The sequence below is a fragment of the Luteibacter sp. genome (genome assembly GCF_051958795.1).
Lineage (GTDB): Bacteria > Pseudomonadota > Gammaproteobacteria > Xanthomonadales > Rhodanobacteraceae > Luteibacter.
Window position 1 is genome coordinate 14,898 of the sequence record NZ_JBQCFT010000038.1, and the last position, 20,733, is coordinate 35,630.

Below are 20,733 nucleotides of genomic sequence, written 5' to 3' on the forward strand. Positions count from 1 at the left end.
TGCCGGCGGCCCCCGGCTGCCTTGGACGCGACGAACGTCCCTCGGGCATGTCTTGAATCGGTCCGGGCTGTGACCCATTTCCGAAATGGTCATTGATTGCCCATCTCCCCGGGCTCCTGTATAGGTCTGGCCATGAACTCCGTTAATTCCGTCGACACCCCGGCGCCCGGCGTGCGCGATCAGATCATCGAGGCCGCCGACGCCCATTTCAGCCGCTACGGCTATGCCAAGACGACCATGTCCGACCTGGCGAAGGCCATCGGCTTCTCGAAAGCGTACCTGTACAAGTTTTTTGATTCGAAACAGGCGATTGGCGAAGCTATCTGCAGCAAAACCCTGCTTGCGCAATTCACCGCGATCCAGGCCGCCGTTGACGCCGCCGCCACGCCGCATGAGAAGGTCCGCGCGCTGCTGCGGACGGCCGTGGAGCAGTCGCTGGCCCAGTTCTTCAACGACCGGCAGCTCTACGACATCGTCGCCCATTCGCGCGCCGAAGGATGGACAAGCTCCGAGAGCCATATTGCGCAAATATCTGCTTTGCTTACGGAAATCATCCAGGCGGGCCGCGAAAGCGGCGCGTTCGAGCGGAAGACCCCGCTGGACGAGGTGATCGGTGGCATCTGGATTTCCGCGCTCCCGCTCGCCGACCCCGTCCTGCTGCAGCACAACCTGGACCTGGTCGACGCGGGGCTCCCGGCCGTGACCAGCCTGATCCTGCGGAGCCTCGCGCCCTAGGAAAAATAAATCTCTTGTGACTACTTGCCCAATTGGTCACTCGACACCACCCAGTGGTTTTCCCAGTCCCGGAAAGCCACCATGTACGCTCGTCCGCTCACCCTCGCCCTCCCGTTGTTGGCCAGCGCGGCGCTCGCCGTCGCTCTCTCGGCCTGTTCCCGCACCGAGGCGGATCCCCGCCTCGTGGCCCCGCTGGTCCGTACCGCGACGCTCGAAGCCACGCAAACCGGCGAATCGGCGTTCACGGGCGTTGTCTCGGCGCGCGTGCAAAGCAACCTGGGCTTCCGCGTCCCCGGCAAGATCGTCGAGCGGCTCGTCGACGCAGGCCAGACCGTAAGGAAGGGCCAGCCGCTCCTGCGGATCGACCGGACCGACCTTGCGCTGGCCGACAGCGCCTCCGCCAGCCAGCTCGAAGCCGCGCGGGCGCAAGCGATCCAGACTGAAGCGGACGAAAAGCGCTTCCGCGGGCTGGTCGGTCGTGGCGCCGTATCGGCATCGGCCTATGACCAGGCTAAGGCCGCCGCCGATGCCGCCGCGGCGCGCTTGCGTGCCGCGCAGGCCCAGGCGGCCGTCAGCGCGAATGAGGCCGGCTACTCCGTCCTCCTCGCAGACGCCGACGGCACCGTGGTCGAAACGCTCGCCGAGCCAGGCCAGGTCGTCACCGCCGGCCAGGTGGTTATCCGCCTTGCCCACGCAGGCCCGCGCGAGGCGCTGGTGTCCCTGCCGGAAACCCTGCGCCCCGCCATCGGCTCCACCGCGCGCGCCACGCTCTACGGCGCCGACGGCGCGGCCACGAGCGCGCACCTGCGCCTGCTCTCGGACGCGGCGGATCCGCTCACGCGCACCTTCGAAGCCCGCTACGTGCTCGATGGCACGGTCGCGGACGCGCCGCTGGGCGCCACGGTGGTCATCCACCTCGCATCCCTCCACGCAGCGCCCGCGACGGTTCCACTCGCGGCGATCTTCGATCGCGGCAAGGGCCCGGGCGTCTGGGTCGTACAGGACAAGGGATCCACCGTGACGTGGCGCGCCGTGACGCTCGGCACCGTCGGCGCGGAGACCGTCGCCGTCACCGCCGGCCTCCACGCGGGCGAGCGCTTCGTCGCGCTCGGCGCGCATCAACTGCACGACGGGGAGCAGGTGCGTACCGCACAGGTCGCGGGGATCCAGCCATGAGCGGCTTCAATCTTTCGGCGCTCGCCGTGCGCGAGCGCGCCGTCACCCTCTTCCTCATCATCGCCGTCTCCGTCGCGGGGCTGTTCGCCTTCGTGCACCTGGGTCGCGCCGAAGATCCGGCGTTCACGGTCAAGGTCCTGACCATCGTGACGGCGTGGCCCGGCGCCACGGCGAAGGAAATGCAGGACCAGGTCGCGGAGCCGCTGGAAAAGCGCTTGCAGGAGCTGAAGTGGTACGACCGCAGCGAGACCTTCACCCGTCCTGGCGTGGCCTGGACGACGCTGACGCTGCGCGACGACACGCCACCGGGCGAAGTGCAGGAAGAGTTCTACCAGGCACGCAAGAAGCTCGGCGACGAAGCGGCGAAGCTTCCGCAGGGCGTCATCGGGCCGCTGATCAATGACGAGTATGCGGACGTCACCTTCGCCCTGTACGCGCTGAAGGCACGCGGTGAACCGCAGCGCCTGCTCGTGCGCGAGGCCGAAACGCTTCGCCAGCAGCTGCTCCACGTCCCGGGCGTGAAGAAGGTCAACATCATCGGCGAGCGCCCGGAGAAGATCTTCGTCGAGTTCTCCCACGAGCGCCTTGCCACGCTCGGCATCGCGCCCACCGCGATCTTCGATGCATTGAACAAGCAGAACGTGCTCACCGCCGCGGGCTCGATCGATACGGCCGGCCCGCAGGTGCTGATCCGGCTCGATGGCGCATTCGATGACCTGAAGACCATCGAGCAGACCCCGGTGATCGCGAACGGCAAGACCGTGCGCCTCGCCGACATCGCCACGGTGCGTCGTGGCTACGAAGATCCCGCCACCGTCCTCGTCCGTAACGGCGGCGAGCCGTCGCTGATCCTCGGCGTCGTGATGCGCGAGCGCTATAACGGCCTCGAACTCGGCAAGGCGCTGGAAAAAGAGGCCGCGACCATCTCGCGCGACCTGCCGCTCGGGCTGTCCTTCACCAAGGTGACCGATCAGGCCGTTAACATCGCCGAGGCCTATGACGAGTTCATGCTGAAGTTCTTCGTCGCCCTCGCCGTGGTGATCGCGGTCAGCCTCATCAGCCTGGGCTTCCGCGTCGGCCTGGTGGTCGCCGCGGCCGTCCCGCTCACACTGGCCGGCGTTTTCATCATCATGCTGGTCACGGGGCGCGATTTCGACCGCATCACGCTGGGCGCACTTATCCTCTCACTGGGCTTGCTGGTCGATGACGCGATCATCGTCATCGAGACGATCGTCGTAAAAATGGAGGAAGGCAAGGACCGCGTCGCCGCGGCCACGTACTCCTGGAGCCACACCGCGGCACCCATGCTCGCGGGCACCCTGGTCACCGCCATCGGCCTCATGCCGGTCGGCTTCGCCCAATCCACCGCGGGCGAGTACGCGGGCAACATCTTCTGGGTAGTGATGTTCTCGCTGCTCACCTCGTGGTTCGTCGCCGTCATCTTCACCCCGTACCTTGGCGTGAAGATGCTGCCGAAGATCGCTCCCGTGCCAGGCGGCCACGCCGCCATCTACGGTACGCCGCGTTACCAGGCGTTCCGCCGGCTCATCGCATTCGTCGTGCGGCGCAAGGTCATCGTGGCGCTGGGCGTCGTCGGCCTGTGCGCCGTCGCAGTGTTCGGCATGGGCTTCGTTCGCCAGCAGTTCTTCCCGATTTCCGATCGCCCCGAGGTTCTGGTGGAGGTGCAGATGCCGGAAGGCACGGCCCTCGATGCGACCCAGCGGGCGGCGACGAAGGTGGAGGACTGGCTGCGCAAGCAGCCCGAGTCCGCCATCGTCACCACGTACATCGGCCAGGGCGCGCCGCGCTTCTTCCTGGGCATGGCCCCGGAACTGCCGGATCCGTCGTTCGCCAAGATCGTGGTGCTGACCCAGGATGAGAAGGCCCGCGAAGCGTTGAAGCTGCGCGTGCGCCAGACTGTGCAGGATGGCCTTGCGCCCGAGGCACGCGTGCGCGCCACGCAGATCGTTTTCGGGCCGCCCTCGCCCTTCCCCGTCGCGTTCCGTGTCTCCGGGCCTGACGAAGACAAGGTCCGGGCCATCGCCGGACAGGTCCGCGAGGTGATGCAGAAGAACCCTGCCATGCGCACGGTGAATTCGGACTGGGACGAGCGCGTGCCCACGGTGCATTTCGTGCTCGACCAGGATCGGCTCCAGGCCATCGGCCTGAGCACCCACGACGCCGCCCAGCAGATGCAGTTCCTCCTCACGGGCATCACCGTCACCAGCGTGCGCGAAGACATCCGCTCGGTGGACGTGGTCGCCCGCAGTGCTGGCCCAACCCGACTGGACCCGGCGCGGCTCGGTGCCTTCTCGCTCGTGGGTAGCGCCGGCCAGCGCGTGCCGCTCGACCAGCTCGGCCATGCCGAGACGCGCATGGAGGATCCGATCCTGCGCCGGCGCGACCGGGTCACGACGATCACCGTGCGCGGCGACATCGATGAACGCGTGCAGCCGCCGGACATTTCCATGCAGCTCATCACGCAGCTCAAGCCGCTGGTGGCTTCACTCCCGCCGGGCTATGCGATCGACACCGCCGGCGCGCTCGAGGAAGCGGGCAAGGCGAACAAGGCGCTCGCCGCCGTGTTCCCGCTGATGATCCTGCTGATGATGATCGTGATCGTGTTCGAGGTGCGCTCGATCTCGGGCATGCTGATGATCCTGGCCACCGCGCCACTGGCCCTGGTCGGCATGGTGCCGACGCTGCTGCTGTTCCACCAGCCGTTCGGCTTCAACGCCATCCTGGGCCTGATCGGCCTGGCTGGCATCATCATGCGCAACACGCTGATCCTGATTGGCCAGATCCATACGAACCAGCGCGAAGGCCTCGATCCCTACCACGCGGTGGTGGAAGCGACGGTGCAACGTTCGCGCCCGGTGATCCTCACTGCGCTCGCCGCCGTGCTCGCGTTTATTCCCCTGACCTTCTCGGTGTTCTGGGGCTCACTGGCCTTCACGCTGATCGGCGGCACCATCGGCGGTACCGTGCTGACGCTGTTGTTCCTGCCAGCGCTGTATGCGATCTGGTACCGCATCAGGCCCGCCTAAGCCTTGTGGGAGCGCGCTTGCGCGCGATAGAGGCCGACGAGTGCCTCTATCGCGCATGCGCATTCAAGCGCCGAAGGGAACCCGATCACCCAGCGACAAGATCAACCGACGCTTCCGCCGTCAGCGACAGGAACGTAAAGCTCTCCTGCAGGTACAGCGTCACCGAGGTGGCGTCATGCGAGTCATAACCGATCGATACATCCTGGCCAAGGTGTAGCTCGTAATCGCCGCCACGGGTCGAAACAAGCAGCCCGCCCTCGATGGCCGGTGCCCAGACGATGCCGCCATCGAGCATCCCGTGCAGCTCACGGTAGACCGGGTAACCCTCGTCGGTCGCCCCGTTCACGGCGGCATAGGCCTTTGCACCAAGGGCCAGGCGGTACGGCCCGTTCACACCCGCGAGCCGGAGCTCGCTCAATGCCTTGGCCACCGCGCGCGGATACGCGGCGATATCCGCCGGCAACGCGACCTTCTTGTTGTCGCTCGCCTGGCGGATGCCCGTGATGCCGGCATCGCCATAGCCGTCGATGACCGCACGGTCCTCGGCGAAGGCCAGCTTGCGCGCCGCGTCCTTCAGCGGCTGCAGGTCGGGGTCGTTCGAGCCGCGCGCGACGCCGTCGAGCTCTTCACGCGAGAGCACGAAGGGGACGCGTAGCTCGACCAGCGGCGCCATCTGCCGCTGCAATGCGCGAACGCCCTGATCCGGCGCGGCGATCTCGCGGACGTGGCCGGTCGCCACGCCGCCGAGGTCGTAGCCACGCGGGCCTACTACGTCGACAAGGCGCCTGGCCGCCATGTGCTCCTTCAGGGTGCGCGTGGCTTCGTCTTCAATCTGCTTCCACGCGCCGCCGCTGACGGGCGCGAGTTCACGGAACAGGTTACCCATGTTGCTTCTCCATCTTGAGCGAGCCGATGCCCAGCGAGCCGTCACCGGACGGCGCCGACGCATCGGAGTCGGAATCGATACGCGCGCCGGTGGCACCCGGCGCATCGGGGATATCACTGAGGAAGCTGGCGGCCGGCACGAAGAATAGGCAGCCCGTCTTCGCGATGCTGAAATCGAGCAGGCGATCGTAGTTACCGGGCGGCAGGCCGACGAACATGTGTTCGAGCATCTTCTCGGTGCGCGCCGGTGAGCGCGCATAACCGATGAAATACGTACCGAACTCACCCTTGCCGACATCGCCGAACGGCATGTTGTCGCGAACAATATCCAGTTCCTGGCCATCCTCCTCGATGCTGGTGAGGACGTTGTGCGCGTACGAGGGCTTGGCCGCGTCGTCGAGCTCGATATCGGACAGCTTGTGCCGGCCGATGATCTTCTCCTGCGCCTCCACCGGCACTTCGTTCCAGCGCTTCAGGTCGTGCAGGTACTTCTGCACGATGACGTAACTGCCGCCGGTGAAGGCGGGATCCTCATCGGCGATCACGGCCGCCTCGATCGCCTCGAAGCCGGTGGGGTTCTCGGTGCCGTCGACGAAACCGATCAGGTCGCGATCATCGAAGTACTTGAAGCCGTGCGTCTCGTCGACGACCTCGACCGCGCCATCCAGGCGGGCAAGGATCTGCGTCGCGAGTTCGAAGCAGAGGTCCATGCGCTTCGCGCGGATATGCAGCAGGACATCGCCCGGCGTGGAAGGCGCGCGATGCACGCCGTTGATCTCCTTGAACGGATGCAGGTTCGCCGGGCGCGGACCGGAGAACAGGCGGTCCCACACGGTGGAACCGAAGCCCATCACGCAGGAAAGCTGCCCATCGAGATCGCGGAAGCCGACGGCGCGCAGCAGGCCGGCAAGGTCACCGCACATGCCACGCACGGCTTCCGCCGCCACCGATCCCGGGTTCACCGTGAGCACGAGGAACATGGCCGAGCGCGACAGCGTAGCCACCACCGGCTGGGGAACAACAGTTGCCACGGTTTTCACCCCTTCATATCGTCTGGCGAAAGGATCCACCACGGCCACGTAGGGTGGCAAGTGCGATGCAGCTATTCGTCGCCGACGAAGCTGACGAAACGCCGGCCGGCGCCTTCGAGATCCGCGGCCTGGAGGCCACGCGCGCCTGCCGATTCGAGCAGCCACATCGTGCGCAACCGGTGCGATACCAGGATCCAGTCCGATTCCGGCGCAGCATAGTTGGAAGGAACTGCCATGGCTTGCAAAACCTCGCGCATGCGTTCGCGGCCGGGCGTATGGGCCAGCATCCCTTCGTTGGCCAACCCGGCCTCATGGATGCCGAGGAGGTTGCACAGCTCGTGCTTCGCATCGGCTTCCACATAGTCATCCTCGCGGCGCCGGACCACCGCCGCGGCGACCACCGGATCGGCCCAGCTGCCGTCATCGGCCCGCAGCACCTCGGGCGTCTGCCAGGCCTCGGGCGGGCAAAGCTTCAGCGCCGGATCCACGTCGATGAACGGGTTCACCTCGGCCGGGTAGACGCGGCACGCCGTCGGCCGGCGCTCGTAAATCCCGCAGCCCATGTCGGCGCGCAGGTTCGGGCAGGCTCCGTCGAAACTCGCCACCAGGGTCACGACCACGCGAACCGGGAGCTGGCCGCTACGTGCCAGGAAAGAACGCTTGCGCTTGTGCCACGCGGGACCGTTATCGGCGGCGGGTTCTTCGGGCCATGGCACGGCCTCGCAAAAAACTTCGACCTCGCCGCCATCATCGAGCCACCGCCGCGCTTCATCCAGGCTCAACGGAAGGCGCAGGCCATGACAGCAGCGGCCGCACATGGTGCATGAGAAATGGAGAGGCATGGTGCGGCCGGGGGGATGGATTCGGCCATTCTAACGGTGCGGAAGATCGCGGCCTAGCGGGTCTTCTTGGGCCGCGTGGGTGATCCATGACCCTGATCCCAATCGAAAGGCTCACGCAGCTGCTCGACCAGGTAGTCGACGAACGCTCGCACCGTGCTCGGAAGGTGCGCACGCGTGGCGTACACGATGCTGATGTCGAGGCTTTCCGCGGGATAGCCTGGCAGCACCTGTACCAGTTCGCCGCGCTGCATGGCCGGGCCGAGAATGAAGCTGGGGCCGAAGACCACCCCGGCACCCGCAACGGCCGCGGCGGAAAGCATCTGCACGTTATCCGCGGCGAGGCGGGTCTTGCCCGCGATGCGATGGCTCGTCCCGCTCGAGTCGCGCACCGTCCAGTCCGCGGGCGACACAGCCTCGCTGAAAGCAAGCATGGGCAGCCCGGCAAGGTCCGCCGGCGTCAGCAGTGGGCCGTGCTTCGCAACGAATCCAGGCGACGCACAAAGGACCATCCTGCATGCGCCAAGGCGCCGCGCCACCAGCGTTGAATTCGCCAGCTTGCCAATGCGCAACGCCACATCCACCGCGTCGCTGCGCATGTCACGGTAGCGGTCGTCCAGCTGGACCTGCAGGCTGACACCGGGGTACTGCGCGAGGAACCCGGCGACGACCGGTCCCAGGTGGAGCGCGCCAAACGTCACCGGCGCCGTCACGCGCAACGTGCCCGAGATCGCCCCGGTCTGAGCCCGCGCCTCGTCATCCGCCTCGCGGACCGCACCCAGGATATGCCGGCATCGATCGAGGTAGCGATCACCCTCCGGGGTCAATGCCAGTTGCCGCGTCGAGCGCCTGAGCAGCGCGACGCCAAGCTCCGCTTCCAGGGCCGCCAGGTGCTTGCTCGCCCGGGACGGCGTCATGTCGAAGGCCCGCGCCGCCGCCGCGATGCTGCCCATGCGCACCGCGGCTTCGAAAACGGCCATGCAAGTCAAGCGATCCATTCCATCGATTCCTGACCGGCTGTCGGTCCCGTGGTGGCCCTAATCGTAGCGCCATGCCGTCCCCACGATAGGAAAACTTTCCCGTCATTGCAGGTCCCACCATGCAAGCCCCCGTCTCCATTGCCGGCATCCTCGCCCCGGATACCGCCTATACCCGCAAGGCCAGCGACCTCGTCGCGCGCGTGCACAACCGCGAGATGCTCAACCATGTCCATCGCTCCTGGTGGTTCGCCGATTTCCTCGGCCGCAAGCGTGGCCTCACGTACGATCGTGAGGTCGTGTACCTTGCATCGGTCATGCACGACCTCGGCCTTGCCGAGCCGTTCCACGCCGACAAGCGCTTTGAGGTGGATGGCGCGGATGCTGCCCGCAGCACGCTGCGTGCCGATGGCTTCGACGAAGAACGCGTGCAGACGGTCTGGGATGCGATCGCGTTCCACTCGAGCATCGGCATAGCCGAGTACAAAGCACCGGAGATTGCCCTCGTCCACATGGGTTCGCACCTCGACGTGCTCGGCTTCTACTACGACGAGGTGACGCCAGCGCTGATCGACGACACGCTGCAGCTCTACCCGCGCGTCGGGTTCGCAGCCGCCTTCCAGGCTGCACTGGCCGAGGTGATCCGCAAGAAGCCGCTACTCGCGGCGGGCACGGGGCTTGTCGACATCGGGCATCGCCACGTTCCGGGGTTCCATCTGCCGAACGGTTGTGACCTCCTGGAGAACACTGTGTTCGAGTCGAGGCATGGTCACGCCCGGTCGGGGAGCGACACGGCGGGCGTATGATCCGCAGTATCGCGTCGCATCCCGCGACGGCAGCCAGGGCCCCGCCATGAAACGCATCGGCTTCCTCTCGTTCGGCCACTGGACCGACTCCCCGCACTCGGGGACGCGTTCGGCGAAGGACGTGCTCCTGCAATCGATCGACCTGGCGGTGGCGGCGGAAGCGGTCGGCGCGGACGGTGCGTACTTCCGCGTGCACCATTTCGCCAACCAGCTTGCGTCGCCTTTCCCGCTCCTTGCGGCGATCGGCGCGCGCACAAGCCGGATCGAGATCGGGACCGGCGTGATCGACATGCGCTACGAGAATCCCCTCTACATGGTGGAAACCGCCGGCGCCGCGGACCTTATCAGCGGCGGACGCCTGCAGCTCGGCATCAGCCGTGGCTCACCCGAGCAGGTCATCGATGGCTGGCGTCACTTTGGCTACGCACCGGACGAAGGTGAAACCGACGCGGACATGGGCCGGCGCCACGCGGAAGTGTTCCTGCAGTTGCTCGAAGGCAAGGGCTTCGCCGAACCCAACCCGAATCCCATGTTTCCCAACCCACCAGGCCTCCTGCGCCTCGAGCCGCATGCGCCCGGCCTGCGCGACCGTATCTGGTGGGGCTCCGCGTCCAACGCCACGGCAGTATGGGCGGCGAAGATGGGCATGAACCTGCAGAGCTCTACGCTCAAGGCCAACGAAACCAACGAGCCGCTGCATGTGCAGCAGGCGAAGCAGATGCGTGCCTATCGCGAGGCCTGGGCCGAGGCGGGTCACGCGCGCGAGCCGCGGGTGTCGGTGCTGCGTTCGATCTTTCCGCTGATGAACGATATGGATCGCGCCTACTTCGGCCGCAGCAAGAGTAGCGACCAGATCGGCTTCATCGACAACATGGAAGCGGTCTTCGGCCGCACGTATGCCGCCGAGCCCGAGGCGCTCGTGGCCGATCTCGCCAGCGACCAGGCCATCGCGGAGGCCGACACCTTGCTGCTCGCCGTACCCAACCAGCTCGGTGTCGACTACAACGTGCACCTGCTCGAATCGATCCTGAAACACGTCGCGCCGGCGCTCGGCTGGCGCTAATCCGTCTCTTAATGCGCTGCGACACGTGCCCGCCGCGCGTCCCGGTGCGACGCGCCATGCGACCGTGTGCAATGCAGCGATTCCTGCCCGATCGTGAACCGTTCGTTAGGTGAGCGTGCACGTATCGATTATGCACACTCACTGAACCATCACGAATTACGCTTATATCCGACATCGGATATGTATTTTATTGATGTGTGTCGCAGAACACGTCCGCGTGGGCTACCCGCCGCGCACGCCTCGCGTCTAAGCTCCGAAGGCGAAGCACCACGATCAGACATGTCGCGGCATCATTTGTCCGACAATTCTGAAGACTGTCCCCCGCGTGCTCACGACATGGATTTCACCATCACGGTGCATTCACCGTGGTGCACGGCGGTTGTTGCGATTTTGTGTCGAATGGAAGCGTGAGATTCGTGCGCTTAGTGAGTCATTCATCAAAACCTCGTTATAACCGTTCGGACGGCCATTTCACTCTGGGACACCCTGCCCACGCATGATGAACTCAACAGATCAGGCGCGTGACAACGACACCCTCGACCTAAACGCGCTGTTCGGCACGCTTTTAGACCATAAGTGGGTCATAGCTACTGTCACCGGAGCCTTCTTCCTAATCGGCGTTCTCTACACGGTGTTCGCCACACCGATCTACCAGGCCACGTCTGTGGTGCAGGTGGAACAGAAGACGCCTTCCCTTCCCGGCTTGAGTGACCTCACGCAGTCACTCGGCACCACCGCATCGCAGGCCACGACAGAGATCGCGCTCATCACGTCGCGCCTGGTCATCGGCCAGGCCGTCGACGAGCTGAAGCTGAATGTCCAGGTCGATCCGCAGCGCATGCCGATACTCGGCGACTATCTCTCGCGGGGCCGCAAGCCCGGCAACCTCGGACCCGTCCGTTTCGGCCTGAGCCGTTACGGCTGGGGTGGCGAGATCGTCGACATCTTCAAGCTCGACCTGCCGGATAACCTGCTGAATCACAAGCTCGAACTGCGTGCCGGCGAGAACCACCAGTTCACCCTGCTGGACGATAACGGCAAGACCCTGGCGCAAGGCACGGTCGGGCAGCTCGTCAAGGCGGGCGATGTCACCGTGCAGATCCGCCAGCTGGTCGCCAACCCGGGCACACGCTTCGATGTGGTGGAGCAGCCGCCGCTCACCACGATCAGCAAGCTGCAGACCGATATCGTTGCCCTGGAACAAGGCGCGGATTCCGGCATCATCGATCTCAGCTACAAGAACGCCGACCCGGTCCTCGCGCAAAGCCTGATGGACCATGTCACCCGGGCGTATGTGCGGCAGAACGTCGAACGCAATTCCGCCGAGGCCGCCAGCCAGCTGCAGTTCGTGAAGGACCAGCTGCCGAAGGTGCGCAACGAGCTCGACCGCGCGCAGTCGGCCCTGAATGTCTTCCAGACCAAATCACATGCGGTCGATATCAGCATGCAGACCAAGGGCCTGCTCGACCAGATCGTCGGCGTCGAGAACAACATCCAGCAGCTGCACATGCAGCAGGCGGACATCGATCGTCGCTTCACCCATGACCACCCGGCCTACCAGGCGCTGCAACAGCAGATGGGTACGCTGCAGGCGCAGAAGGCGGCCATGGAGAAGCAGGTAGGCGACCTGCCGGATACCCAGCAGGAGCTGCTGAAGCTCAACCGCGATGTGCAGGTCAGCTCCAATACCTATACCAGCCTGCTCAACCAGGCCCAGCAGCTGGATATCGCCCGCGCCGGCACGGTCGGCAACGTGCGCATCGTGGATCGTTCGCTCGTCGACGTGAACCAGCCGGTGCAGCCGCGCAAGGCACTGGTGGTCGTCATCGCCACATTCCACGGCGGCTTCCTTGCCCTCGCCTTCGTCTTCCTGAAGCAGATCCTCAACCGTGGCGTCGAAGACCCCACGGCCATCGAAGACCTCGGGCTGCCGGTCTACGCCTCCGTGCCACTCAGCCGAGGGCAGACCACGAGCAACCGCGGCAAGAAGCGCACGTTGCTCGCCGTCGCCGAACCGGCCGACCTGGCCGTGGAAGCCTTCCGCAGCCTGCGCACCAGCCTGCACTTCGCGCGGCTGGAGGCGAAGAACAACATCCTGATGATCTCGGGTGCCAGCCCGTTCGCCGGCAAGACGTTCGTTTCCGCGAACCTCGCGGCGGTGATCGCGCAATCCGGCCAGCGCGTACTCCTGATCGACGGCGACATGCGCCGCGGCACCCTGCACCAGCACCTCGGTATCCGCGCCGGCGAAGGCCTCTCGGATCTGCTCGTCGGCACGCGTGAAGTCGACGCGGTGATGCAGAAGAACATCGTGCCCAACGTGGATTTCATCACCCGCGGGCGCGTACCGCCCAACCCCTCCGAACTGCTGATGCACCAGAACTTCACCCAGTTCATCGAGGGCGTGGTGCCGAAGTACGACCTGATCATCATCGATACACCGCCGATCCTCGCGGTGACCGATGCCGCGGTGATCGGCCACCACGCCGGCACCAGCCTGCTCGTGGCGCGCTTCGGCCTGAACAAGGCGCGCGAGCTGGCCCTGGCCCAGCAACGCTTCGAACAGAACGGCGTCGAGCTCAAGGGCGCCATCTTCAACGCCGTGGAACGCCGCACCGCCGGGTATTCCGCTTACGCCTACTACAAGTACCAGACCGAGCCGACGTAACCATGACGCGCATCCTTATCGTCGGGAACCACACCTGCGGCAACCGTGGTGACGCCGCCATCCTTCGTGGTTTGCTCCAGTGCCTGGAAGAAGCCATCCCGGGCGGACGGATCGATGTGATCAGCCGCTTCCCGACCAGCTCCGCCTGGCTGATGGGGCGCCGGCTCGAGCCGGATACGCTCAATGCTTACTACAACGAGGCGGGGAAGAAGCGCTTCGGTTCCCTGCGCGCCAAGCTGCTCCGCCGTTTCATCCCGTGGCTGCTGCACGGCCACATGATGAAGACCGGCTGGTCCCGGTTCATCAGCCTGCCGCGTCGGCACAAGGAGTACATCGCCTCGCTGGCATCGTACGACCTGGTCATCCAGGTGGGTGGTTCGTTCTTCGTGGACCTCTACGGGCCGACGCAGTACGACCACTCGTTGTGCGCCCTGCTGGCCGGCCGGCCCATCTTCTTCATAGGCCACAGCGTGGGCCCGTTCGAGCACCCGCTGTTCCGCAAGATCTCGCAGGACGTCATGGCGCGGGTCGATGCGCTCGCGCTGCGCGAGGAAGTGAGCCTCAAGCACATGGCCGATGGCCAGGTACCGCAGACGAAGGTGCGCGCCGCGGCCGACACCGCATGGCTGGTCTCCACCGGCGAGCCCGTGCAGGCCAGCGCGCGGCCCACGGTCGCGGTGACCTTCCGAGAACTGGCCCCGTTCGACAAGCGCCTTGGCATCAGCCAGGACACGTACGAAACCGCCTTCGCCGAACTGCTCGACGCAGTGGCGGACGCGGGTTACCAGGTGCAGGCCCTTTCAACCTGCACCGCGATCGATGGCTACCCCAAGGACGATCGCATGATCGCCCTGCGCGTCCGCAACCGGATGCGCCGCGCCGACGCCATGGATGTGGAGATGGACGAGCTCAACGACGTGGAGCTGGGCAACCGCTTCGCGCAGTGCGCGCTCACCATCGGCACGCGCCTGCATAGCGCGATCATGTCCATGAACTTCGGCACGCCGGCGGTGGCGCTGGCGTACGAACACAAGAGCGAGGGCGTGATGAAGCGGCTCGGTACGTCGGAGCTGTCCATGCCCGTGAAATCGCTGCTGGATGGCTCGCTGAAGGCCAAGGTGCTCGGCCTGCTCCAGGACGAGGGCCTGCGGCCGCGCGTCGCCGCCGCGGTGGCGCGCGAGAAGGCCTTCGCGCGTGAATCCGTGCTTGCGACGCTCGGCGTCGGGTCGTGACCATGGTGGTGCTGTTCGTCCTCCCCGAGTTTCCGAAGTACTCGGAAACCTTCGTGATCGACCAGATCGTCGGCCTGCTCGATCGCGGGTTCGATGTGCGGATCCTGGCGGTCAGCCGCGGCAGCTCGCCCACGCCGGGCGACATCGTGGAGCAGCGGGGCCTGATGGATCGCGCCACCTTCGTTTTCAACCAGTCGGCATCGGTGATGCCGGGCTGGCAGCGCCTGCTCGATCGCGTGAAGCAGGTGCTGCCCGCACTGGGCGAGCCACGCGTGCGTGGCGCCCTCTCCGCGCGCCGCTATGGTCATGTCGCCCGCAGCCTCACGCTAGCCGGTGCGGTCAGCCGCATCCGCCACCCGATCAAGGCCGACGCGATCATCGCCCACTTCGGCCCGACCGGAATCCTGGCCGTGCACCTGCGTTCGCTCGGCCTCATCGAAGGGCCGCTGTATACGGTGTTCCACGGCTACGACCTTTCACAGCACAGCGTCCTGGCCCGCCACGCGACCGACTACCCCATCCTGTTCAGCGCGGGCGAGCGCATGCTCCCGATCAGCACGCGCTGGCAACGCAAGCTCGAGGCCATGGGCTGTGCGCCGGAGAAGATCCAGGTGCACCGCATGGGTGTCGACCTCGAAAGCTTCCCGTTCCGCCAGCGTGCGAGCGACGCGCTCTCGCCCGAGCGCACGCTCCGTGTGGTGACGGTCGCGCGGCTGGTCGAGAAGAAGGGTGTCCGCTACCTGTGCGAAGCGGTGGCCGACGCCGCCACGAACGGCGTGCCGATCGATCTGGAGATCATCGGCGACGGCCCGCTGCAGGCCGAGCTCGAGGCTTTCGTGGCGTCGCGTGGCATGGCGGCCCACATCCATCTGCGCGGCCGCCGCGACAAGGCATTCGTCCAGGCCGCGCTGCGCGCCGCCGACGTCTTTGCCCTGCCCAGCGTCACCGCCGCGGATGGCGATCAGGAAGGCATCCCGGTCTCCCTGATGGAGGCCATGGCCGCGGGCGTCCCCTGCCTTTCCACCGTGCACAGTGGCATCCCCGAGTTGATCGAGGACGGCCGGAGCGGCTGGCTGGTGCCGGAACGCGATGCGGCGGCGCTGGCTGAAAAGCTGGCCGCGATCCAGCGCGGGTCCTACGACCTGGCGGCCGTCGCCCGTCACGCCCGCGAGACCGTGGAAGCCCGCTTCAACCAGCACCGGCTGCACGACCAGCTGGCCGCGCAGCTGGCCTGACGGGAGCGCACGATGGCATCCGTTCGCCGCGACGCACTCTGGACCGCTGGCTCGACCGTCGTCAGCGCGCTAAGCCAGCTGCTGCAGATCGCCCTGCTGGCTCACCACGTGGATGCGCACCTGCTGGGCGCGCTAGCCATCGTCAACGTGGTGAACGCGGTGGCCACCATGCTGCAGGACATGGGGCTTTCCAGTTACCTCATCCACCGCCAGGACATCAGCAAACCGGAGCGGACCTCGCTGTTCCTCATCAGCACCGGCCTTGGCGTGGTCTCCGCCGCCGTGCTCTTCGTCGCTTCGTACGGCATCGCGGACTTCTACCAGTCCGAGGTGCTTGGCCAGCTCATGCGCCTGTCCACGCTGAACTTCCTGATGCTCGGCGTCGCGGCGCAGTACCAGGCCAGCCTGATCAAGGCGTTCCAGATCCCGCGCCTGGCACGGATCGAAGTGGCCGGCCGCCTGTCCGGCCTGGCGACCCTGGTGGTCATGGTCCTGGGGTTCAACGCGTCGATCGAGGCAGCGGTATGGGCAATGGTGGTGAACAGCTTCGTGCGCCTCGCGCTGTTCGTGCTGGCCTCCGACCGCGAGTGGCACCCGGGCCGCGAATTCGACCGGCAGATCATCGGGGAAGCGTTCCGCTATGGCGCGTTCCAGTTCGGCTCGCAGGTGATCAACCAGCTGCGCAGCCAGGCCGACCAGATCATCCTCGGCAAATTCCTTGGCCTTGCCTCGCTGGGCGTCTATTCGCTCGCCAAGGAGCTGGTGCTGCAGCCGACGAAGCTGATCATGCCTGTCGCTGCGCGCCTCGCCTTGCCCCGCCTGGCCACGTTGCAGGGCGATCCTGCCGCGCTACGACGCATCTACCTGCTCGGCCTGCGCGGCGTGTCCATCTTCAGCGCCACGGTCTTCATCATGCTGGCCGTCGCCGCGCCGCTGGCGGTGACCATCCTGTATGGCCATCGCTACGACGGCGTCGCAGCGCTCATCCCGCTGATGCTGCTGTTCGGCATGCTGCGCCCGCTGGGCTCGCTCATCGGCGCCCTGAGCCAGAGCCTGGGGCGTTCGGATATCGAGTTCAGCTGGAACCTCAAGATCTGCGGGATCACGCTCGCCGTGAGCGTGTTCGGCGCCATGTCGCGCTCGCTCGAGGTGATGGCGGTGGCCCTGGCCTTCAGCCAGGTGCTGTCCACCATCCTCTCGTACTACTTCTTCTCCTCGAAGATCATTTCCATCACCCCACGCGATTTCTTCAGCGCCTGGACGCTGGAGAGCTTCATCCCCTATGCCTTCCTGATGCTGGCCGTCGCGATCTACCCCGCCGACGACTGGAAGGCCTGCGCCATCCGTTTCGCGTTCGCCGTGCCGCCGCTCGCCTGGCTGGCCTGGCGCAATCGTGCCGTGTTGCTCTCGCGCCATGCGGCGCCGGTGGGAGCCTGAAATGAGGAGCGAACACGCCATGCCGCTGGTAAGTGTCTATATCCCTACCCGTAACCGTTCGGCGCTGCTGCGCCGGGCCATCGACTCCGTCCTGGCCCAGAGTTACCCGGAGATCGAGATCCTCGTGTGTGACGAGGCGTCCGACGACGATACCCCCGAGGTAATGGCCGGATACATCGAGCGTTACCCGGGCAAGTTCACGTACCTGCGCAACGACACACCGCAGGGCGCCTGCCGTGCGCGTAACCGCTGCATCGAGCACGCGAGCGGCACCTATGTCACCGGCCTCGACGACGACGATTTCTTCCATCCGCAACGGGTGGAATGCCTGGTGGGGCTGTACGAGGCGCATGCGCCCTCGTTCGCCTGCACCCGGTTCCGCTACTTCCAGGACCTGCAGCAGGTCGAGCCGCTGCGCGACCGGAAGTTCGGTTCCGCCGAGTTGTTCAAGTCCGATCCGCTCACCCTGCCCGGCCTGCTTTACGCAAACCACGCCGGCAACCAGGTGCTCACCGAGCTTTCGCGCATGCGCGAACTGGGCGGGTTCGACGAGGCCATGCCGAGCTGGCAGGACTACGACATGTGGATCCGCCTGGCCGAGCGTTTCGGCCCGGCCGTGCGCTCACGCCACCTGCTCTCCTTCGTGGATGACGATCGCAGCCGCGCCCGCATCCGGAACTCGAGCAAGCGCGCCGAAGGCAGCGAGCGCTTCATCGCCAAGCATGCCGGCCTCATGAGCGCCGACCAGCGGCGTAACCACCGCAACATCCAGTACGTGATGAACCGCGAGCGCCCCCCGCTGGGCGATATCGCCAGGAACTTCTCGGTCGGCGGGTACAAGTCGACGCTGAAGGTCCTCATCCACAAGTTCTTTGGCGTGGCCCTCGGCTGATGGTGATCAACAAGACCCGCGCGATGGCGATCACCCTGATGGCGATGATCTTCGTCCAGATTCCGCTCGGGCACAGTTCGGCCAGCAAGACCCACGTGAACGTGTACCACCTGCTGCTGTTGATGATGCCGGTGCTGTACCTGCCGGCCCTGCGCTATCTCAAGCTCAACCCGGCCACCGCCTTCATCGGCGTGCTGACCGCGACCTCGATGGCCGCCGCAGCGACCTACGGTGGCGGCCTGCGCTCCACGCTGATCGTGTTCGTGGCTTCGTCGTACTTCCTGGGCATGGTCTTCGGCCACAAACTCGCAGAGATCGAGCTGCGCCGGATCTTCGTGTGGATGCTGGGCTGCTGCATCGTATTCATCTTCCTGCGCGATATCGCCTACGCCAACGCGCTCGGCTCCATCTACACACGCAGCGAATCGGCTTCCAGCGTCCTGTACATGTCCACTGGCGGCCGCAATATCGAGGCCAGCCTTCTCGCCCTGCTCTCGATCCTGCTTATCGGCACCCGGGCTTACCCCATCGCGGCGGGCATCGCCTTCCTCACCAGCGCGACCATGCTATCGCGCGCCGGCCTGATCGGCGCGGCCGTGTCCATCTTCATCGCCGCCTGGCGCATGCGGAAGACCCGCCACTACTACTTCTACACGTTCTTCTGCGTCGCCATGGTCGTGCTGGTCGTGGGCCTGATCCTGTCGCAGGTCATCGATGTTCCGGTGCTCGACCGCTTCAACCTGCAGGCCGAGACCCAGCTGGAGCACAAGAACGTCGGCCGCCTGGCCTTGTGGAGCAACGCCGGCATCGCGCTGAAACAGAACATGCTCGGCTATGGCGTGGGCAACGGCGTGCCGATCATGGAGCAGATCTCCGGCCTGAAGTTCGTCGAGAACAACGTCCACAACATCTACCTCCAGTTCTTCCTGGAGGGTGGCGTGCAGTCGGCGCTCCTCTTCCTGATCATGTGCGCGCACATCCTGTTCTCGAAGACCGAGGGCCAGAACACCAACGTAAAGGCCTTCCTGCTGCTCTACCTGATGCTCGCCTTCATCGAGTTCAGCGGCTACGAGGCCTATTTCTGGTTCTTCGTCGGCATGTTCTACGCGCGGCAGCAGGTTCGCCACCAGAGGCTGGTTGCGGAAGCCGGAGTCCACGAGAAGGCGCGCCGCGCGTGGCTGCGCAGCAAGGCCCCCCTATCCCGACCGGAGACCGCCCATGCTCAGTGATTTCCGTGCCGATGCGAGCCGCCTGAAGGCCATGCCCGGCTGGCGCGGCATGGTCTGGTGGATGCTCGACCAGTCGTTCTGGGTGATCCTGACCTACCGAATCATCGCCAGCGCCCGCGGGACCGTGTTCCACACGCCATTGCGGGTGTTCGAGAAGATCGCCGAGTTCGTGTTCAAGAGCTACCTGCCCACCACGGCCACGATCGGCCCGGGCCTGGTGATCTTCCATGCCTTCGGCGTGATCATCAACGGCAAGACCACGATCGGCCGCAACTGCACCCTGTACGCCCGGGTCTGCATCGGCAACCGCTTTCCCGGCGATGGCACGCCGACCATCGGCGATAACGTCACCATCGGCACCGGTGCCTGCATCTTCGGCCCCGTGGTCATCCCGGACAACTATGTGGTGAAGGCCAACGCGGTCATCACCCCTTCCTCGCTGCGCGACAGCGCCCCCGCTTCTTCCCTCAAAAACCACGACCCCTTAGGAGCATCGTCATGAGCGAGGCCGAGAAGCGTTTATCGATCATCATCATCACGTGGAACGAGCTGGCCAACCTGGAGCGCTGCCTGCTCTCGCTGGTGGACAAGGTGGATTTCAGCCAGGACGAAGTGATCGTGGTCGACAACGGCTCGAAGGATGGCAGCGCCGAGTTCGTCGCCACGTTGCCGCAGGTGCGCTATTTCCCGCTGGAGAGCAACCTTGGCGTCGGCCCGGCGCGCAATCGCGGCCTGTTCCTTGCCCGGGGCCGCTACTGCATGACCCTGGATAACGACACCATCTTCCTGACCGAGGACCCGGGCCGGATCGTCGAGGAGTTCTTCACCTCGCACCCCGATGCCGGCGTCGTGGGCTTCGAACTGCTCAACGTCGACCGCAGCCGCCAGGACTCCACGCGCCGCTTCCCCCGGTTCTACCAGCCGATCGCCGCGCGTGTCGCGGCCACGCGCAAGCTGGGCTTCGTGCAGCGCGAGCTGGATCGCCACCTCATGACCGACACCGTCTTCGAGAACGAATCCGACCCCATGGAGGTGGATTACGTGCTCGGTGCGAACCAGACGTTCACGAAGAAGACCGCAGCGCTCCTCATGGGTTACGACGACCGGATCTTCTTCGGCCCCGAGGACGCAGAGTTCTGCGTTAGAACCCGGAAGATAGGGCTGCGTAACTACTACTCACGGCGCATCTCGATCGTCCACGACTACAAGCGACGGACACGAAAGTTCTCGCGGCTGACGATCAAGCACCTCGCGGGGTTCGCTTACATGCTGAGGAAGCATGGCGGGGTGTTCCGGTATTCACTGAGTGAGCGGCGTTGATCCCCGGACGCTGAGGTAACGCCATCGCGCGCGAGCGCGCTCCTACAGGAGGGTTTGTATGCATCGCCGGACTTTTTTGCGGCACAGCGCGCTTGCTGTCGCGACATCCGCCCTGTTCCCGCTGGCGCGCGTCCGCGCTGCCAGCGGGAAGACCTGGTATG

Annotated in this window: 17 protein-coding genes; 13 read left to right on the top strand and 4 right to left on the bottom strand. The window is 65.7% G+C overall.

Annotated features, from left to right (window positions below; all coding sequences use genetic code 11):
* The first annotated feature begins 132 nt into the window (after positions 1-132).
* From ACTHLF_RS02240 to ACTHLF_RS02250, 3 genes are all read left to right on the top strand, one after another.
* On the top strand, positions 133-735 hold the full coding sequence (locus ACTHLF_RS02240; protein ID WP_440324489.1) for a TetR/AcrR family transcriptional regulator: 603 nt from the start codon (positions 133-135) through the stop codon (positions 733-735).
* Between the two features lie 81 nt (positions 736-816).
* Entirely contained in the window at positions 817-1,911 is a 1,095-nt protein-coding gene (locus ACTHLF_RS02245; protein WP_440324459.1) for an efflux RND transporter periplasmic adaptor subunit, read from the top strand.
* Positions 1,908-4,958 carry an efflux RND transporter permease subunit gene (locus tag ACTHLF_RS02250; protein ID WP_440324461.1) on the top strand — a complete coding sequence of 1,017 codons (3,051 nt, stop codon included), beginning with the start codon at positions 1,908-1,910 and terminating at the stop codon, positions 4,956-4,958. The genes ACTHLF_RS02245 and ACTHLF_RS02250 overlap by 4 nt, the downstream gene beginning before the upstream one ends.
* 85 nt (positions 4,959-5,043) lie before the next feature.
* Here ACTHLF_RS02250 and ACTHLF_RS02255 read toward each other — a convergent pair whose 3' ends face one another.
* The 4 genes from ACTHLF_RS02255 to ACTHLF_RS02270 form a co-directional block, all read right to left on the bottom strand.
* Positions 5,044-5,844 carry a family 1 encapsulin nanocompartment shell protein gene (locus ACTHLF_RS02255; RefSeq protein ID WP_440324463.1) on the bottom strand — a complete coding sequence of 267 codons (801 nt, stop codon included), beginning with the start codon at positions 5,842-5,844 and terminating at the stop codon, positions 5,044-5,046.
* Positions 5,837-6,874, bottom strand: a complete 1,038-nt coding sequence (locus ACTHLF_RS02260; RefSeq protein WP_440324465.1) for a Dyp-type peroxidase — start codon at positions 6,872-6,874, stop codon at positions 5,837-5,839. The genes ACTHLF_RS02255 and ACTHLF_RS02260 overlap by 8 nt, the downstream gene beginning before the upstream one ends.
* Positions 6,875-6,945: 71 nt before the next feature.
* Entirely contained in the window at positions 6,946-7,716 is a 771-nt protein-coding gene (locus ACTHLF_RS02265) for a YkgJ family cysteine cluster protein (RefSeq protein WP_440324467.1), read from the bottom strand.
* Positions 7,717-7,769: 53 nt separating this feature from the next.
* The gene (locus ACTHLF_RS02270) at positions 7,770-8,693 is read right to left on the bottom strand and encodes a LysR family transcriptional regulator (protein WP_440324469.1); all 924 of its coding nucleotides are present in this window, start codon (positions 8,691-8,693) and stop codon (positions 7,770-7,772) included.
* A 119-nt stretch (positions 8,694-8,812) separates the two neighbouring features.
* Here ACTHLF_RS02270 and ACTHLF_RS02275 point away from each other — a divergent pair, with 119 nt between their 5' ends.
* The 10 genes from ACTHLF_RS02275 (at position 8,813) to ACTHLF_RS02320 (ending at position 20,572) form a co-directional block, all read left to right on the top strand.
* Positions 8,813-9,496 (top strand): hypothetical protein, encoded by a 684-nt coding sequence (locus ACTHLF_RS02275; RefSeq protein ID WP_440324471.1) that lies wholly within the window; start codon positions 8,813-8,815, stop codon positions 9,494-9,496.
* A gap of 46 nt (positions 9,497-9,542) precedes the next feature.
* On the top strand, positions 9,543-10,559 hold the full coding sequence (locus ACTHLF_RS02280) for an LLM class flavin-dependent oxidoreductase (protein ID WP_440324473.1): 1,017 nt from the start codon (positions 9,543-9,545) through the stop codon (positions 10,557-10,559).
* Positions 10,560-11,055: 496 nt separating this feature from the next.
* Complete coding sequence (locus tag ACTHLF_RS02285; protein ID WP_440324475.1) at positions 11,056-13,227, top strand: polysaccharide biosynthesis tyrosine autokinase; 2,172 nt, start codon at positions 11,056-11,058, stop codon at positions 13,225-13,227.
* 2 nt (positions 13,228-13,229) lie between these two features.
* Complete coding sequence (gene wcaK, locus ACTHLF_RS02290) at positions 13,230-14,459, top strand: colanic acid biosynthesis pyruvyl transferase WcaK (RefSeq protein WP_440324477.1); 1,230 nt, start codon at positions 13,230-13,232, stop codon at positions 14,457-14,459.
* Between the two features lie 2 nt (positions 14,460-14,461).
* Positions 14,462-15,694 carry a glycosyltransferase gene (locus ACTHLF_RS02295; RefSeq protein WP_440324491.1) on the top strand — a complete coding sequence of 411 codons (1,233 nt, stop codon included), beginning with the start codon at positions 14,462-14,464 and terminating at the stop codon, positions 15,692-15,694.
* A 12-nt stretch (positions 15,695-15,706) separates the two neighbouring features.
* Positions 15,707-17,131: an MOP flippase family protein gene (locus ACTHLF_RS02300; protein WP_440324479.1), complete on the top strand. Its 1,425-nt coding sequence runs from the start codon at positions 15,707-15,709 to the stop codon at positions 17,129-17,131.
* A 1-nt stretch (position 17,132) separates the two neighbouring features.
* Complete coding sequence (locus tag ACTHLF_RS02305) at positions 17,133-18,023, top strand: glycosyltransferase family 2 protein (protein ID WP_440324481.1); 891 nt, start codon at positions 17,133-17,135, stop codon at positions 18,021-18,023.
* A complete protein-coding gene (locus ACTHLF_RS02310) occupies positions 18,023-19,252 on the top strand; it encodes an O-antigen ligase family protein (protein WP_440324483.1) in 1,230 nt (409 codons plus the stop codon). Before ACTHLF_RS02305 ends, ACTHLF_RS02310 begins: the two co-directional genes overlap by 1 nt.
* Complete coding sequence (locus tag ACTHLF_RS02315) at positions 19,242-19,754, top strand: serine O-acetyltransferase (RefSeq protein WP_440324485.1); 513 nt, start codon at positions 19,242-19,244, stop codon at positions 19,752-19,754. Before ACTHLF_RS02310 ends, ACTHLF_RS02315 begins: the two co-directional genes overlap by 11 nt.
* Complete coding sequence (locus ACTHLF_RS02320; RefSeq protein WP_440324487.1) at positions 19,751-20,572, top strand: glycosyltransferase family 2 protein; 822 nt, start codon at positions 19,751-19,753, stop codon at positions 20,570-20,572. Before ACTHLF_RS02315 ends, ACTHLF_RS02320 begins: the two co-directional genes overlap by 4 nt.
* Positions 20,573-20,733 lie beyond the last annotated feature (161 nt).